Annotated in this window: 10 protein-coding genes; 6 read left to right on the top strand and 4 right to left on the bottom strand. The window is 52.8% G+C overall.

Annotation, left to right across the window (positions count from 1 at the left end; translation table 11 throughout):
* Window positions 1–2 precede the first annotated feature (2 nt).
* The 3 genes from NST99_RS24745 to NST99_RS24735 form a co-directional block, all read right to left on the bottom strand.
* Window positions 3–887: a carbohydrate ABC transporter permease gene (locus NST99_RS24745; RefSeq protein ID WP_076114482.1), complete on the bottom strand. Its 885-nt coding sequence runs from the start codon at window positions 885–887 to the stop codon at window positions 3–5.
* A gap of 11 nt (window positions 888–898) precedes the next feature.
* Window positions 899–1,879, bottom strand: coding sequence for an ABC transporter permease (locus tag NST99_RS24740; RefSeq protein WP_341095138.1), 981 nt, complete (start codon window positions 1,877–1,879; stop codon window positions 899–901).
* A gap of 306 nt (window positions 1,880–2,185) precedes the next feature.
* Window positions 2,186–4,411 carry a helix-turn-helix domain-containing protein gene (locus NST99_RS24735; RefSeq protein WP_341095137.1) on the bottom strand — a complete coding sequence of 742 codons (2,226 nt, stop codon included), beginning with the start codon at window positions 4,409–4,411 and terminating at the stop codon, window positions 2,186–2,188.
* A gap of 201 nt (window positions 4,412–4,612) precedes the next feature.
* Between NST99_RS24735 and NST99_RS24730 the strand changes: the two genes are divergently transcribed.
* Together NST99_RS24730 and NST99_RS24725 are read left to right on the top strand one after the other, a co-directional pair.
* On the top strand, window positions 4,613–6,178 hold the full coding sequence (locus tag NST99_RS24730; RefSeq protein ID WP_341097743.1) for a glycoside hydrolase family 43 protein: 1,566 nt from the start codon (window positions 4,613–4,615) through the stop codon (window positions 6,176–6,178).
* An 18-nt stretch (window positions 6,179–6,196) separates the two neighbouring features.
* Window positions 6,197–7,648 carry a glycoside hydrolase family 28 protein gene (locus NST99_RS24725; protein WP_341095136.1) on the top strand — a complete coding sequence of 484 codons (1,452 nt, stop codon included), beginning with the start codon at window positions 6,197–6,199 and terminating at the stop codon, window positions 7,646–7,648.
* Between the two features lie 3 nt (window positions 7,649–7,651).
* Here the strand turns inward: NST99_RS24725 and NST99_RS24720 are convergent, their stop codons facing one another.
* Entirely contained in the window at window positions 7,652–8,521 is an 870-nt protein-coding gene (locus NST99_RS24720; RefSeq protein WP_341095135.1) for an AraC family transcriptional regulator, read from the bottom strand.
* Between the two features lie 73 nt (window positions 8,522–8,594).
* On the opposite strand from NST99_RS24720, the gene NST99_RS24715 reads away from it, so the two are divergent.
* From NST99_RS24715 to NST99_RS24700, 4 genes are all read left to right on the top strand, one after another.
* Window positions 8,595–9,485, top strand: coding sequence for a pectinesterase family protein (locus NST99_RS24715; protein ID WP_341095134.1), 891 nt, complete (start codon window positions 8,595–8,597; stop codon window positions 9,483–9,485).
* Window positions 9,486–9,527: 42 nt separating this feature from the next.
* Window positions 9,528–10,568 (top strand): alpha/beta hydrolase family protein, encoded by a 1,041-nt coding sequence (locus tag NST99_RS24710; RefSeq protein ID WP_341095132.1) that lies wholly within the window; start codon window positions 9,528–9,530, stop codon window positions 10,566–10,568.
* A 285-nt stretch (window positions 10,569–10,853) separates the two neighbouring features.
* Complete coding sequence (locus tag NST99_RS24705; protein WP_341095130.1) at window positions 10,854–11,981, top strand: glycoside hydrolase family 88/105 protein; 1,128 nt, start codon at window positions 10,854–10,856, stop codon at window positions 11,979–11,981.
* Between the two features lie 375 nt (window positions 11,982–12,356).
* A complete protein-coding gene (locus tag NST99_RS24700) occupies window positions 12,357–15,149 on the top strand; it encodes an endo-beta-N-acetylglucosaminidase (RefSeq protein WP_341095129.1) in 2,793 nt (930 codons plus the stop codon).
* The last annotated feature ends 224 nt before the right edge of the window (window positions 15,150–15,373 follow it).

The following is a 15,373-nucleotide window of genomic DNA, read 5'->3' as shown; positions in this document are numbered from 1 at the left end:
AATCAGCCTTTGACCGAACCCACGACAATACCTTTAACGAAAAAGCGCTGGAGAAAAGGATACAATATGGCAATCGGCAGGACGGTCAGGCAGGTCATTGCCATTTTGGCCGTCTCCAGCGGAGGAGCAATAATTGCGCCACCGACCTGTGCGGCGTTGCCGGAAGCCAGGAACTGGATGTTCGCCATCATGTTGTACATCAAATATTGGATCGTATAGAGATCCTGGTTGGACACCAGCATCAGCGGCAGATAGAAATCGTTCCAGAACTGCAGCGCGTAGAACAGGGAGATGGTAACCAGTCCGACCCGGCCCAGCGGGACCATAATACTAAAGAAGATCCGCAGGTGGCCGGCACCGTCAATTTCCGCCGATTCAACAATTTCATGCGGAATGCTGCGGAAATAGTTGGCCATCAGGAACATCAGAAAGACGCTCAGCAGATAAGGCACGAACAAGCCTAGCAGGGTGTCGCCGAGATGATAATATTTGGTGCTCAGTAAATACCACGGCAGGGTGCCTCCGCTGAAGAGCATGGTGAAGTAAGCGAAGAAGGCGAAGACATTTTTGAGCCGGAAGCTTTTGACAGAAATAACGTAGGCATAGGCAGTGGTAACCAGCACTGCGGAAAGAGTACCCAGCACCGTAACGATCACCGACATGGAATACGCCTTCAGGATCTGCTGCGCTTTGGAGCCGAACAGAAATTCATAGGTTTCAAAAGTGAAGCCCCGGGGCCAGAAGGAGTAGCCTTCCGCAGCGATTCGCGCTTCGGTGGATAATGAGCCGGATACGGCCAGAACAAACGGCACGAGACAAATGACCGAGAATATGGCAATACAGAAATAAAAGAAAATGAGCAGCCCTTTGCTGTCGGTAGTTGGCATCTTGCGGCCTCCTAAAATAGTTTGCTGTCTTTGTCATACCAGCCGGCCAGCTTGTTGGCCACTAGCACCAGAAGGAAGCCAAAGACGGATTGATAGAGAGTTATGGCTGAAGCGAAGCCGAATTCGCCGGAACGAATGGCTGTACGGTATACATACACATCAATAATATCGGTGGTGGGCAGTAGCAGCGGATTCAAGAAGGTTACCCCCATAATCATGCTAAGATCGCCTTTCAGCATGCCGCCAATACCGAGCAGTGTCATCAAAATAATGGACGGAATCAGCATCGGCAGCGTGATTTTGGTAATGATCTGCCATCTTGAGGCACCGTCGATCCGCGCGGCTTCATAATAGGAGGGATCGATTCCCTGCAGCACCGCATAATAGATAATCGCTCCGTAGCCTGCGCTTTTCCAGATATTCGCCAGTACCAGGATGATAACGAACAGCCAGGGGCTGGAATACCAGTCGACTTGGGCAAGTCCAAGCGAATGGAACATCTGGTTGAGAATACCCTTGTCATAATCCAGCAGGGAGAAGAGAATCGCTCCGATAATAATCCACGAAATAAAATAGGGGAAAAACATCACACTCTGCGTTACCTTGATAAACCATTTACTGCGCAGCTCGTTCAAGATGATGGCGATCGCCACCGAAAAAAACGTGCCCGTCAGCATATAAAGCGCATTCAACATTACCGTGTTGCGTGTCGCCCTGAGGGCATCCTCCATACTGGAGAAGAAAAACTCAAAGTTGGAGAAGCCTGCCCAGGGGCTGCCGAAGATCCCGTCGTTAAAGTTGTAGTTTTTGAAGACAAGAATCAGTCCGCTCATCGGCAGGTACGCAAAAAGTATCAACACGGCGATGCCCGGCAGTGCGAGCAGATACAGCGAGCTGTCCTTCCTCAGAGATTTGCGGAAACTACGGCTTCTGGCCGTCCGGGTCTTCAGACTGTGCCGCCCCGTGGTCTCCGGTATAGCCTCTTGGCTCATTAATCGTCCACTCCTTTAAAGTAGCATTATCATTTCTGTCCCGTGTTCCAGGAGCATGTTCTACAAGGCAAAGCATAAAGCTGAAATCAATGTAAACGCTATCATAATAAACGAAAAAAAATTAAAAAAACGGAATGTATAGGCTTAAAAAAAGCAAAAAAGCAGCACTATTTTGCTTTTTAGGCTATGAATAGCCCCATTTGAGGGTAGAATCCGTACTGTGGAGGCCCGAGTGATGCAGGCGGTCATACACCAAAAGGGGATGCCCCCGGCTGCTCTATGGCAGCCGGAGGCATCCCCTTCGGATTACTTGGATTGCAGAATATGATTCATTCTCCATTTGGAGGGTGTAACTCCATATCGTTTTTTGAATTGGGTTGTAAAATAGGTGCTGCTGTTATACCCTACCTTTTCCGCAATTTGCCGGATATCCATCTCCAGGTCCGTAACCAGCAGCAATTGCGCCCGTTCAAGACGCAGCTGGTTAACGAAATCCGGGAAGCTGCTGTCTACCTCTTCGGCAATCAGCCTGCTGAGATAAGCAGGACTGAGCGACAGCTTCTCGGCAAGGACATTCAGGGACAGCCCGGGATCCGTATAATGCCCCCTGATATAGCTAATGGCTTCAGTGGCAATATTCCGGGTCTGTACAGCACTCATGCTGGCAATCCGCTCAAGGGCGGTGTAACAGCATTCCTCAATCCAGCTCCGCAGCTTGTCATAGCTCTGGATGTGCCGGATCCGCTGGTAATCGTCCAGAAAGCCGGAGTGCCGGGTGTCAGTACTCAATTCGGCTGTGCGGCTCAGCTCAAAGGCAAGCCTCGATAAAGCGATATTGGCAGATTCCGCACGGTAGCTGCAGGCCACGGCCAGCAGCCGTTCCACTGCCTGCGGGATGTGGTCCGCCTGATCACTCTGCCTGACGGCCAGCAGCACCGGTTCAAGGGTACTGTCAGGCAGCGGACTGCTGTTCAGATGGATAGTATCATCGGCAAATATAATGTTCTGCCGCTCATGAAATTTGATATATTGCAGACCCTCTGTTGCTTCATTATATTTGCTTCTCAGCAGGCCCATATCATTTGAGAACCCGCTGATCCCGATGGAGCAGCGGACACCGGTTTCAGGAAGAGAGGCCGCAATCTCTTCCCATTTGCCGCGGTACAAGGCATAATCTCCGAAGCTGCCGCTGTGAAGTTCACTGAGAACGAGTACGGCGGTTCCCACATGCGGCCGGAAGGTTTGCACCGCCGCCAGCCCGCTGAATGCAGTGCGAATCACCTCAATGCCCTCTCCGCCGGACTCTAAGGTGTCTGCTGCCGGGCCTTGTTCCTCTATGGCCAGCACGCATACACAGTAGGCTCCTCCGGGATCACCGATGCTCATCACTGGCGTATCGCCATTGTCAGAGGCTTCACGGGGGGAGAGCAGCCAGCGCATCAAGGCGCTGTCGTCGCTTTCTTTTTTGAGCTGCACCAGCTTGACACCGATTTGCTCCAGCTCCAGGCTTACGGTGTCGAAATCACCGCCTGTCTTCAGCGCTTCTTCATTGCCGGAGAGGTGAACAATATTGCCGAACAGCCGCCCGATGGGCTTGTACATCCGCCGGGAGATCAGGTTAGCGCTTGCCGCCGCAGCCAACATGAGAGCCAGGCACAGGCTGATCATCAGATTGCGGGCATTTGAAATGTCGCGGATGCTGTCCTTATAGGACGTCTCCGAAATAAACCATAGCTTGTCCTTAGCGGAATAAATATAGGTAATCAGCTGCGCTTCTCCGGTACCCCTGTAGACAAAGGAGCCTCTCTCAGAGGTGGAGGCAATGACCTGCTTCAGCATGTCCGCCTTTAAGGGGCTGCCGGAGAGTGCGCTGTGCATCAGCACATTGGCATTTCCGTCAAGTACAGCGTAACGTGTGACTTCGCCTTCTTTTTGCGTGAAGAGATTGTTCTGCAGCTTGCCCGGATTAACGGTCAGTGCTACTGCGCCGTAATACTCACTGCTGGCAAATGCACGGTCATTATAGAAGACGGTCAGCAGGGTTACGGGGGTTCCATTGTTCAAAGTGGCCTTCCACAGAAACGGAGATTCGACGATCCGGCTGGTCCGTATCCGCTGAAACAGCTCCAGCTTGGATTCGGGGCTCAGCGGCAAGTTCTCGAACATCGCGACAGGTTCATTCGTGCCGAAGATGTAAGCATTCTCCAAATACTGGTTGACCACCAGTGCGCCACGGATCTGGCTAAGGGCACTGTAGAGCTGGTCGCTCCAGCTCGTATCCCCGTTCATCATCAGCGCGTTGATGTTGGGATTCGCATAGAAATCCATGGTGTAGTTCTGGACAATCTCTTTATAGTTCATATAAACAGTTTCAGTATTCAACAGCACATTTTGGTTCGCCTTATTGACATTATCTATAGATATATTCCGGTACAGGTAGAAGATCACGACGGCCAGAACAAGAATACAGCCTACCGAAATCAGAGTCAGGCTCATAAAAAAGCGGGTATACAGCTTCTTTTTCTTTCCCAAGATGATCGCCCCTTTACGTAAATCCTAGTATACCCATTCTAGAGGGACAACCGTTTCATTGACAAGCGGTAAAAGATTACGAATTGAGCATGAAAGTATAAAAATGAAGAAATAGAACATAGAAAATGCAAGAAAGTTGAACTTGTACGAACTATAATTGGTGGTGCTTACAATTCGATTGTTTGAAGGAGGACTTCTGTGTTGAGAACATTCCGTAATCCGGTGCTGCCGGGATTTTACCCTGACCCCTCGGCTATCCGTGTGGGAGAAGATTATTACCTTGTGACGTCCAGCTTTGAGTTTTTCCCTGGTGTTCCGATCTTCCACAGCAAGGATATGGTCAATTGGCGCCAGCTGGGTCATGTGCTGGACCGCCCGTCCCAGCTTAATCTGGATCAAACCCTTCCGTCCATGGGAATCTGGGCACCGACAATCCGTTTTCATGAGGGCATCTTCTATATGATCACGACGTATGTCGACAATGATAAGAATCAGCATAATTTCTATGTGACGGCAACGGATCCGGCCGGAGACTGGTCAGACCCCGTCTGGCTGGAGGATGCCCCCGGCATCGACTCGTCCCTGTTCTTCGATGAAGACGGCAAAGTGTACTATACCGGCAACCGTGTTCCGCCCGAAGGGCAGGATTATCCGAAGCATATGGATATTTGGCTGCAGGAGATTGACCTGGGCCAAGGCAAGCTGGTCGGACCGAAGCATAGCATTTGGCAAGGTGCACTCAAGGTGGCCCACGCGCAGGAGGGACCCCATATCTACAAAATCGGCGGCTGGTATTATGTCCTGATTGCCGAAGGCGGGACCGGACATACCCATGCGATTACGATTGCCAGAAGCCGGAGCGTGACCGGCCCCTATGAAGGCCACAAAGCCAACCCGATTCTGACGCACCGCCATCTCGGCAGAGCCTATCCGATCGTCAATGTCGGCCATGGGGAACTGATCGAGACGCAGCATGGAGACTGGTGGATGTTCTGCCTGGCTTCCCGGACCAGCGGCGGCTATTACCGCAATCTCGGACGTGAAACGTTCCTGACACCGGTGGCCTGGGAGAATGAATGGCCTGTGGTGAACCCCGGTAAAGGGGTGCTGGAGTTTGAATCGCCAGCTCCGGACCTGCCGGAAACGACATGGCCGCAGCTGCCTGCGTGCGATGATTTTGAAGGAGCAGAGCTGGCACCGGTCTGGAACTTCCTGCGCACGCCGCGCGGTGAATTCTGGAGCCTGAGTGATCATCCGGGCTTCCTGCGGCTGCGCCTGAAACCGGAGCGTCTCTCGGAAATAGGCAATCCCTCTTATGTCGGAAGACGCCAGCAGCATCTCAGCTTCAGGGCAGCGGTGGATATGACGTTCCAACCCGCCGCCGAAAGTGAAGTTGCCGGACTTGTGCTGCTCCAGAATGCGGACTACCACTTCCGGTGTGAATTGGGGCTGGAGGCCGGGGAGCCGGCACTGCAATTGATCGAACGCCGCGGCGGCAGTGAACAGCTGCTTGCTTCGGTGTCTTATCCGGGAGACAAGGTGCAGTTGAAGGTGGAAGCCAAGGGGCAGGACTACAGCTTCTATTATAGAAGCTCCGAAAGCGACAAGTGGACAGGACTATGCGGGAAAGCGGACGGAACAGTGCTCAGCACAGATCTGGCGGGCGGTTTTACAGGAGCCTATCTCGGCATGTATGCCAGTTCCCAAGGCGCGGAAAGCGCCAATTACGCCGATTTTGGCTGGTTCAGCTATGAAGGACTCGAATAGATTGGGAGGTACAGTTCAATGAGCGGCAATCGCAACAATGTCGATTATGCCCTGCCCGAGCTTCCGCAGATTCCGGCACGGACCTTCACGATTACAGATTATGGGGCAGAAGACGGCGGACTTTCGCTGTGTACCTCCGCTATTCAGGCCGCGCTGGACGCTTGCGCGTCTGCCGGAGGCGGCAAGGTGGTGATTCCTCCCGGCCTTTGGCGTACAGGGCCGCTTATGCTGCGCAGCCGGATTAATCTCTGTGCCGAGCGGGGCGCGCTAGTGCTGTTTGATCCCGATCCTGCCCTATACCCGCTGCTCTCTTCCCATTTCGAGGGAACATCCGGCTGGCGCTGCCAGGCCCCGCTGGACGGGGAGGGCCTGAGTGATGTGGCTGTTACAGGGGAAGGAATCTTCGACGGCAGCGGTGAAGGCTGGCGTCCGGTGAAGCGGTTCAAGATGACGGAGCTGCAGTGGAACAGTCTGACCGCCTCCGGGGGAGCGCTTGATTACAAGAGTGAAATCTGGTGGCCTTCCCGTGAAGCCATGGAGGGAGAGGCAGTCTGCCAAATGCTGCGGAAGAGCGGGGAGACGGGTATGGAGGCGTATCTGCCTGCCCGCGCGTATCTCCGTCCGGCGCTGCTCAGCCTGCGGAATTCCCGGCGGGTGCTGCTGGAAGGGCCGACCTTCCAGAATTCTCCGGCATGGTGTCTTCATCCCTTGGGCTGCGAGCACATTACCGTGAGGAATATCCGGGTGCGCAATCCGTGGTATTCGCAGAACGGGGACGGCCTCGATCTGGAATCATGCACGCACGCTCTTGTCGAGCACTGCAGCTTCGATGTGGGCGATGACGCGATTTGCCTGAAGTCGGGAAAAGACGAAGAAGGCCGCAGGTTGGGGATGCCCTGCCGGTATATTACGATCCGTCACTGTACGGTCTATCACGGGCATGGCGGAGTGGTAATTGGCAGCGAGATGTCCGGCGGTGTGCATGCAGTCAGAGTCAGCGACTGTGTGTTCATCGGCACGGACATCGGCCTGCGGTTCAAAAGTACCCGGGGAAGAGGCGGCATAGTGGAGGATATTGTCATGGAGAACATCCGCATGAGCGGCATACTCCATGAGGCCGTGTCTTTCCACATGTTCTATGAGGGTGTTGAAGGGTCGGAAGGATACAATGAGCAGCAATTCCCGGTTACCGAGGCGACCCCGCAGTTCCGGAATATTGCCTTGAAGAACATCGTCTGCCATGGAGCGGCAACCGCACTGCTCGTGAATGGACTGCCGGAGATGCCGCTTGCCGGACTGAGCGTCGAGAATTTCCATGCGGTGAGTGAGCGGGGAATTGTTCTTAGGCATGCTGACAGTCTTTCGCTGGACCGTATCCAGCTACAGACGGCTAAGCTGCCTAAGCTGCAAATGCATCAATGCAGCAATGTATCGCTTCTCCGATCAGAAGATCTGGAAATGGTGGAATGATAGTTATCCCTTGAATGGGGACGAAGGCTGCGATTTGACTTCTTTCCGATACTGCAGCGGGGTCAGCCCGGTCGATTTTTTGAACGTCTTATTGAAGTGGGAGAGATGCTCGAATCCGACGGCAGAAGCGATTTCCTGAATTTTACCTGCAGATCCCGCAAGGAGGCGTTCGGCTTCCCGGATGCGTATATGGACGATGTATTCACGAAAGTGAAACCCCGTCAGCCGATGGAACACCCGGCTCAAGTAAGAAGGGCTAATGAAAAAATGCCCCGCCGTCTCTTCTAGAGTCAGCGCTTCACGGTAGTGCTCGCGGATGTAAGTGGCGACATCCGTCACCAGATGATGAAGCGGATGTTTCGTCCCGCCGGTCTGCGAGGTACTCTCTGAACGCTGCAGCAGAATCATCAGCTCGGCGAATAGTGTGACTACCGAGATTTCGTAATACACCCTCTGGAGCCGGCATTCATCCAGCATCCGGTTCAGCAGGCTCTGCACCTCATCCTGCTCGCGCAGGGTCAGCCGGAACAGGCGGTATCTGCGGTTATGGAACCATTTGGATTCCTCCCGCAGCAGCTCCGGCAGCAGCTCCGGGTCGTAATTAATCAGCACCCGCTCAAACTCGGCGATTTCGGAGCTTGCGGTGGCATGAAGCTCCCGGCCTTGAATGAGAATAAGCTCACCCTTGTGCACCGTAACTACCCGTTCGTCCACAAAGTACACCCGTTCCCCCTCCGTCAGGTAGTACAGCTCGGTCAGCTCATGGCTGTGGGGGCGCGGCATAGCAGTGATGCCCTTGCGTTTCATGTGCTGAATACTGAACCGGCCTTCTTCAATATGATATTTGGGATTGGGGCTGCTCACGCTGTTCATGAATTTCCTCATCTCTCTCGAACCGTTACGGTTATTATAGAATAAACACAGGCTGATAGGAAAGGAGCCGCAAATGTTAATTACAGTATCGAAGAATGGCAATGAAGGGTACAGCAGTCTGCAGGAAGCGCTGGATTCCATTCCGAAGGGACATCCTTCGGAGGTAACAATCCGGATCAAACCGGGCATTTACGAGGGGAAAATAACAGTGGGTAAGGAATCGCCGCCGATTCTGCTGCTGGGGGAAGATCCCCATTCCACCGTCATCACCTGGTCTGACAATGCCCATACGCTGGGCCCGGACGGAGAGCCGCTGGGCACCTTCCGGTCCGGCACCCTGAATGTGTTCGCCGAAGGCTTCACGGCTGAGAATCTGACTATCCGGAATGCTTCTGGCCCGGGTACCGGTCAAGCGGTGGCGGCTTTCGTCGATGCCGGGCAGGCGGTGTTCCGGCGGGTGCGTCTGCTGGGCGATCAGGATACGCTCTATACCGGACAGGGCAGACAATATTATAACGAATGTTATATCGAAGGCGATGTGGATTATATTTTTGGTGCCGCTACGGCTTTATTTGATCACTGCCATCTGCACAATAAGCGATCCAGAGGTTATATTACTGCTGCTTCCACACCGGAGGGCGCCCCGTATGGTTATGTGTTCCTGGACTGTAAAATTACCGGCGGCGAAGGGGTAAGCGAAGTGTATCTTGGACGCCCTTGGCGGCCTTTTGCGCATGTTGCCTTCATCCGCACGGTCATGGATGGTTCGGTCATCGGGGAAGGCTGGCATAATTGGGGGCAGCCGGACCGGGAGATGAGCAGCCGGTATGAAGAATTCGGCAGCAGCGGAACAGGGGCGAATCCGGCAGCAAGAGCGCCGTGGTCCCGGCAGCTGACTGCAGAGGAAGCTGCGGAGTATAGGGTGTTGTCCGTACTGGACGGCTGGCATCCCGAAGGTTATTAAGCTATCCGCACACTGCGGATTGGATGAGGAGGATAACTTCGGATGGAACCACTGGAACAATACATGAAACAGCTGACCGATTCCGCACCGCGCAGCTCCGCTTTCCGTACGGACATTCCCTACGGGCAATGGCGGGCCGGGCTTGCCGCAGGCCTCGCCAGAAGGCTGGGCGGGTTCCCGGAGAGACCAGCCCAGCTTCAGCCCATTCTTATGGAGCGAACGGTCTGTAACGGCTATACAAGGGAACGGATTGAGATCACTACCTATGAAGGGCTGCGCATGCCGCTCTATCTTCTGATCCCGGAGCAGCCGCTGTCTTCTCCTGCGCCCGCCGTTCTTGCCATTCATGGTCATGGCTACGGCAGCCGGGAGATCACCGCCCTGCAGCCGGATGGCTCGGATCGTGAAGGGGATCCGGGGCTGCATAAGGATTTTGCCGTTTCATTGGTGAAACGGGGGTTCGTAGTCGCCGCACCCGAGCTGCTGGGATTTGGCGACAGGCGCCTTGTGGAGGACCTCACCAGCGGTGAGCCCGGGCGCAATTCCTGCTTCCGCCTGTCCTCGGCACTGCTGATGGCGGGTCAGACAATGGCTGGCTACCGTATCTACGAAACGATGAGGGCACTGGATTATTTGCAGACAAGGGAAGAGGTTAGGAGCAATAGAATCGGAATTATGGGCATTTCCGGCGGCGGATTGGTAGCAGGTTTCACCGCTGCGCTTGACGAACGGATTGCCTGTGCGGTTGTAAGCGGGTATGCCAATACGTTCGCGGACAGCATTCTGACGCGGAATCACTGCCTGGATAATTATATTCCCGCTATTCTGCTGGAGGCGGAAATGCCGGATCTGCTGGGCCTGATTGCGCCGCGCGGCTTATTCCTGGAATCGGGAGACGCTGATCATCTGTTTGGCCCGGACGGAGCAAAGCTGGCTTTGGCCAGACTGCAGCAGATTTACACTGCCTCGGGCAGGGGCGGTCAGGTCGAGGCGGACTTTTTTGCAGGAGGGCATGAGATTCACGGTGAACCGGCATTTGCCTGGCTGCTGAAGCAGCTTGCCGGAGCTGAAAGTCAAACTTAACTATATAGATTGAACTTAAAAACTTGAGATAAAGGAAAGGAGCAACGGAGGGGGATTTTGGAACTGGAGGAGTGGTAGCGTCCGCCTGAAAGCTTTCCGAAGGAAAGCTAGCATCGAAAGCATAAGCAGTCTTCGGATTTCTACCGCTACTAGCGGTTAAAATCAAGAAATTCTTACGACAAGAGCGGCCGGAAGTCCAAATATTCACCGTAGTTGCGACTGCTCCTGTACTCTAAAACCACAAGTTCAATCTATATAGATACACAAGCGACAGGAGGAATAGCGATGAGTATAACTGAAGCAACAACCGGACGTTGGTCCCGTAAAATCGCGGATACAATTCTCGGAGCCTGCAACGGGCAGGGGGAGAACGAATACGTGCTGGAACGCTGGGCCTATGTCCCAGGCATGCTGCTGATGGCTATGGCACGTGCCGGAGTCCAGCTCGCAGAGCCTGAATATCTCTCGTTTATGACGCGGCATATGGACAGCTTCATCCGGGAGGACGGCTCGATCCGTTCCTATACGCTGGAGGAATACAACTTGGACCAGATCAACCAGGGGAAAAACCTGTTCCGGCTGTATCAGCAAACCGGAGAGACGCGTTATGCCGAAGCAGCACACCTGCTGGCTGCGCAGCTTATCGGGCATCCCCGTACCTCCGAAGGCGGATTCTGGCATAAGAAGGTATATCCATTCCAGATGTGGCTGGACGGGCTTTATATGGCATCGCCCTTTCTTGCGGAATACGGCAAAGTTTTTCAGCGCCCTGAATTGATTGATGAGGCGGCCCATCAGCTGCTGCTGGTGGAGCGCAGAACCCGCGATCCCCGTACCGGTCTGCTCTATCACGGCTGGGATGAATCCCGGGAGCAGGAATGGGCCGACTCGTCCACCGGCTTGTCCTCCCATTTCTGGAGCCGGGCGATGGGCTGGTATGCGATGGCTGTGGTAGACTGCCTGGAGCATTTCCCGGTTACCCATCCGCAGCGGGGAACGATCATCGGGATCTTCCAGCGGATGTGCGGCGCACTAGCAGAGGTTCAAGACTCAAAGACCGGCCTCTGGTACCAGGTACTGGATCAGGCTGGACGGAAGGGTAATTATCTCGAAGCCTCCGGCTCCTGCATGTTTGTGTATGCGATGGCCAAAGGGCTGAGGCTGCGCTATCTGGAGCCCTCTTTTAAAGATGTCATGCTCCAAGGTTATGAAGGCATCCTGGCCCATCTGACCTCAGAGGATGAACAGGGTGTTCATTTGCACAAGATCTGCCATGGAGCGGGTTTGAGTAAGGACCGCAACGGCTCCTATGATTACTACGTTTCCGAGGCTATGGTGTCTGATGCCGCTATGGGAGTGGCGCCGTTTTTACTGGCTTCCCTGGAAGTGGAGGGGTATCGCGACAGCCATTAAAGTCCATCTGGAGGGAAGCTGCCGGTTACGCGCGGACAGCCGTCAAATCCCTGCATTATATGTGGGTATTGTTTTAGATATACCGGTACCATAATTATAGCTGCGGTCCAATCATTCGTGATGAATATGAATGGTTGGGCTGTTTTTTTATGATTTGGATATTACAAGGTGTCCCCAAGAGATTATTTTCCTTTAATTTGTCTAGTACATCTTTAATTTATCTCCTATGGGATTCAACATTATATTCGTTATATTAGATGTGCATCAAATCTAAAAAAGAGGTGATAAGGTTCAGGTTATTGTGAATGCGCTTGCAATTCCACCATTGCTGAATTAGGTGATCCAAGGATTAAACCAAAATGAGGAGAGTGGACAATGGTATCTTATGCCCGGACAAAAAAGCTTAAAAAACTGACCTCGGCGGTTGTAGGGGCAGCGCTTCTGGTTACATTGCTGCCGCAAACTGCCTTGGCGGGAGATACATGGCCGTTCAAGAATGAAAGCGCTCATGGCAAGAATCAACCGAGTGTTCACGGCTATACCAGCAATCAAATCGCGGACTGGAGTCCTGAAACAGATCCTTATGCAGCGCTTCTCAGATCCCGGGTACCCCTGCAGCAGCGTATTGCTCCATTTGCTGCTACACAGGCTAATCCCAAACTTAATCCCAAGGTGCAAATGATTACAGTCGCCGGGGATTATGGCAACGCCTTTATCGAGAATGCCCCTTACACCAACAAGTTTGCCCAGTATCACTTCAACTACTGGCAGTATATTGACTATTATTCCTACTGGCATGGCACGGCGACTGCCTATACACCGCCAGAATATTACGACGAACTGGCGCAGAAAGACTGGCAGCAGAAATGGTTTGAGTTCGGAATATTGAATATTCCCAACCCGACCTATACCGATGCGGCGCACAAAAACGGGGTGATGTCCCTGGCCGGGATATTTTTCTCCGACAATGACCGGGGACAGCAGACTTACAAGCAAATGCTTGTAAAGGATCCTACCGGAAAATTCCCGGTGGCGGAGAAATTGATCGAAATGGCGCATTACTTCGGCTATGACGGTTATTTCATCAATCAGGAGGAAATCAGCCCTAACAATGTAGCGCCAGCAGACATTTCGGATTACATCGCTTTTGTGAAGACGCTCCAAAAAAACGGGCTGTATATCCAATGGTACGATTCCCTCAATTCATCCACAGGTAAAAATGAATTTGCCCGAACGATCAATGACAACAACATCTCCTTTCTGTACGACAAAGCAGCCGGTGAGAACGTTGCAGATTCCTATTTCTTTGATTATGGCGTGGGAAATACACAGATTAACAGTGCGGCTGCGTACTTAAATAAACTGAATAGTTCGGCCGGAACTAACTTCAACTTGTTCGATGTCGGTTTTGCCGGTCTGGAAGCAGGCAGAGACCGGTTTAAAAGTGTTCAAGGGACGGCGCTCAATAATAAGCTGAACAACGGAATTCCCCGCCTAAGCCTTGCCACACTGGGGGCAGATTTCGTCCATGCCGGTCTGGATGAGGATATGGGGCTATCCTGGCCGGTTTCACACCGGTCGGAGAACAATTATCAATGGATGACCAACCTCCGGGAGCAGCTCTGGTGGTCCGGTCCGAATGTGGACCCAAAAAATACGGCGAAATCGGCAACAAACACCGTTGCAGATGTTTACGCGGATAACAGATACTGGCCGGGGATTGCTTCGGTCATCTCGGAACGTTCTGTGCTTAAGAATTCCAATTTCTACACCAATTTCAACACCGGGCACGGGCTGTCCTATTATGTGGACGGAAAGATCTCGAGTCCTGATGAGTGGTCCAACATGAGTCTGCAGGATGTGCCGGTAACCTGGCAGTGGTGGCAGGACACCAAAGGCAACCGGTTAACGGTTGATTACGACTACGGTACCAAATATGATATTTCGGGAACAAACCGCCTGAACTATCAACAGCTGGGAGGCTATAACGGGGGGAGTTCCTTGGCTGTGAACGGTAATCTCTCCAAAGAAAACTTCTTGCGTTTATACAAAAGCGAACTGATGTTGAACTCCGGCTCCAAAATGTCGGTCACGTACAATAAACCTTCTGCCGATGATCAGTCTGTAATGCAAGCAGGCATCATCTTCGAAGATCAGCCGGCGGTTGTGGTAAAAGTTCCCCTTCCGGACAGCGGGAAGAAAACTGCGGGCTGGGTGACCAAGGAGCTGGATTTAAGCGCATATGCCGGCAAAAAAATCGCCGCTTTCGGACTGGTCTTCACACCGGGTCAGAAAACCATAACCAACTATCAGGTGAACCTTGGCCAGATCCGGATTTATGACGGTTCGGCAGTCAAGCCTGCCCCTCCGGCCGGTCTGGAGATTACCCAACTGCTTCCCAACACGAATGAGATGTACGTGAAATGGAGTCTCAATTCTGATTATTCGAAGGTTAAGCAGTACAATGTGTATGTGAATGATGTCTATGTGGGCGGAAAGTACGACGAGACCTTTTATATTAAAAAGCTGCCTGCCAAATCCGGAGTGATTAAGGTGGTAGCGGTTGGAGCGGACGGACTGGAAGGTGAAGCCGCAACGGTATCCTTTGACCTGAATTCAGCAGTCTCGGGCATCGGAACAGAGGTCGGTGCTGACGGTAAATTCGTTGTCAAATGGACGAACCCGCAGCCGTCTTCCGGCAGTATTACAGTGACTGTGAATTCCATTAACCAGATTACGACTCCGCAGCCTGTAACCGCGCAAAAGGTATTGCCGGAGGGCAGCACGTCCGCATCTTTCGGGCAAATGCCGGTTAACGGTGATGAGTTTACAGTTACTCTGAAGACGGGTCAAACGAATACGGTTACTTATAACGGCAGGTTTACCGATACAATTTCTGAACCCTATGCCGCGAACTGGTCATGGACAGGAAATACACTGAACCTGCCGATGCCAAACAGCAGGGATTGGCGCTACCTTTATATTTATGAGGACGGTGTAGCCAAATCCTTCCCCACCACCTACAGTTCAGGAGATAAGCCGATGATTATCCGGGGAAGAACGACCAAAGCAAGCCTTTCCTTTACCTCGACCGCGCGTGTGGTAACGGCGGTTATGGAAGATTACAACGGCAACCGTTCAGAGCCGCTATATCTCCGGGGCAAATAGAACCTTGCCTTTGACGGGAATGGATTTTCTGAAATGAAGCAATCATCAAGGCGCTTGCCCCCCTGGCTTCAACAAGGGGAGGCGGGCGCCTCTTCAGTATCGAAGAAAGGGATATTTCTCCTGTGTTACAGAAAAAACGACATGATATACTAGACTTCGACAATATATACAGGAGGGTTGCTTATGCGGAGAGAAACCCTGTATCGCAGATATTTTAAAGATAA

Origin of the sequence: Paenibacillus sp. FSL L8-0470 (genome assembly GCF_038008625.1) — a bacterium.
Lineage (GTDB): Bacteria > Bacillota > Bacilli > Paenibacillales > Paenibacillaceae > Paenibacillus_AQ.
The sequence above is the reverse complement of the archived record's forward strand: the minus strand, read 5'-3'. Positions and strand labels throughout refer to the sequence as shown.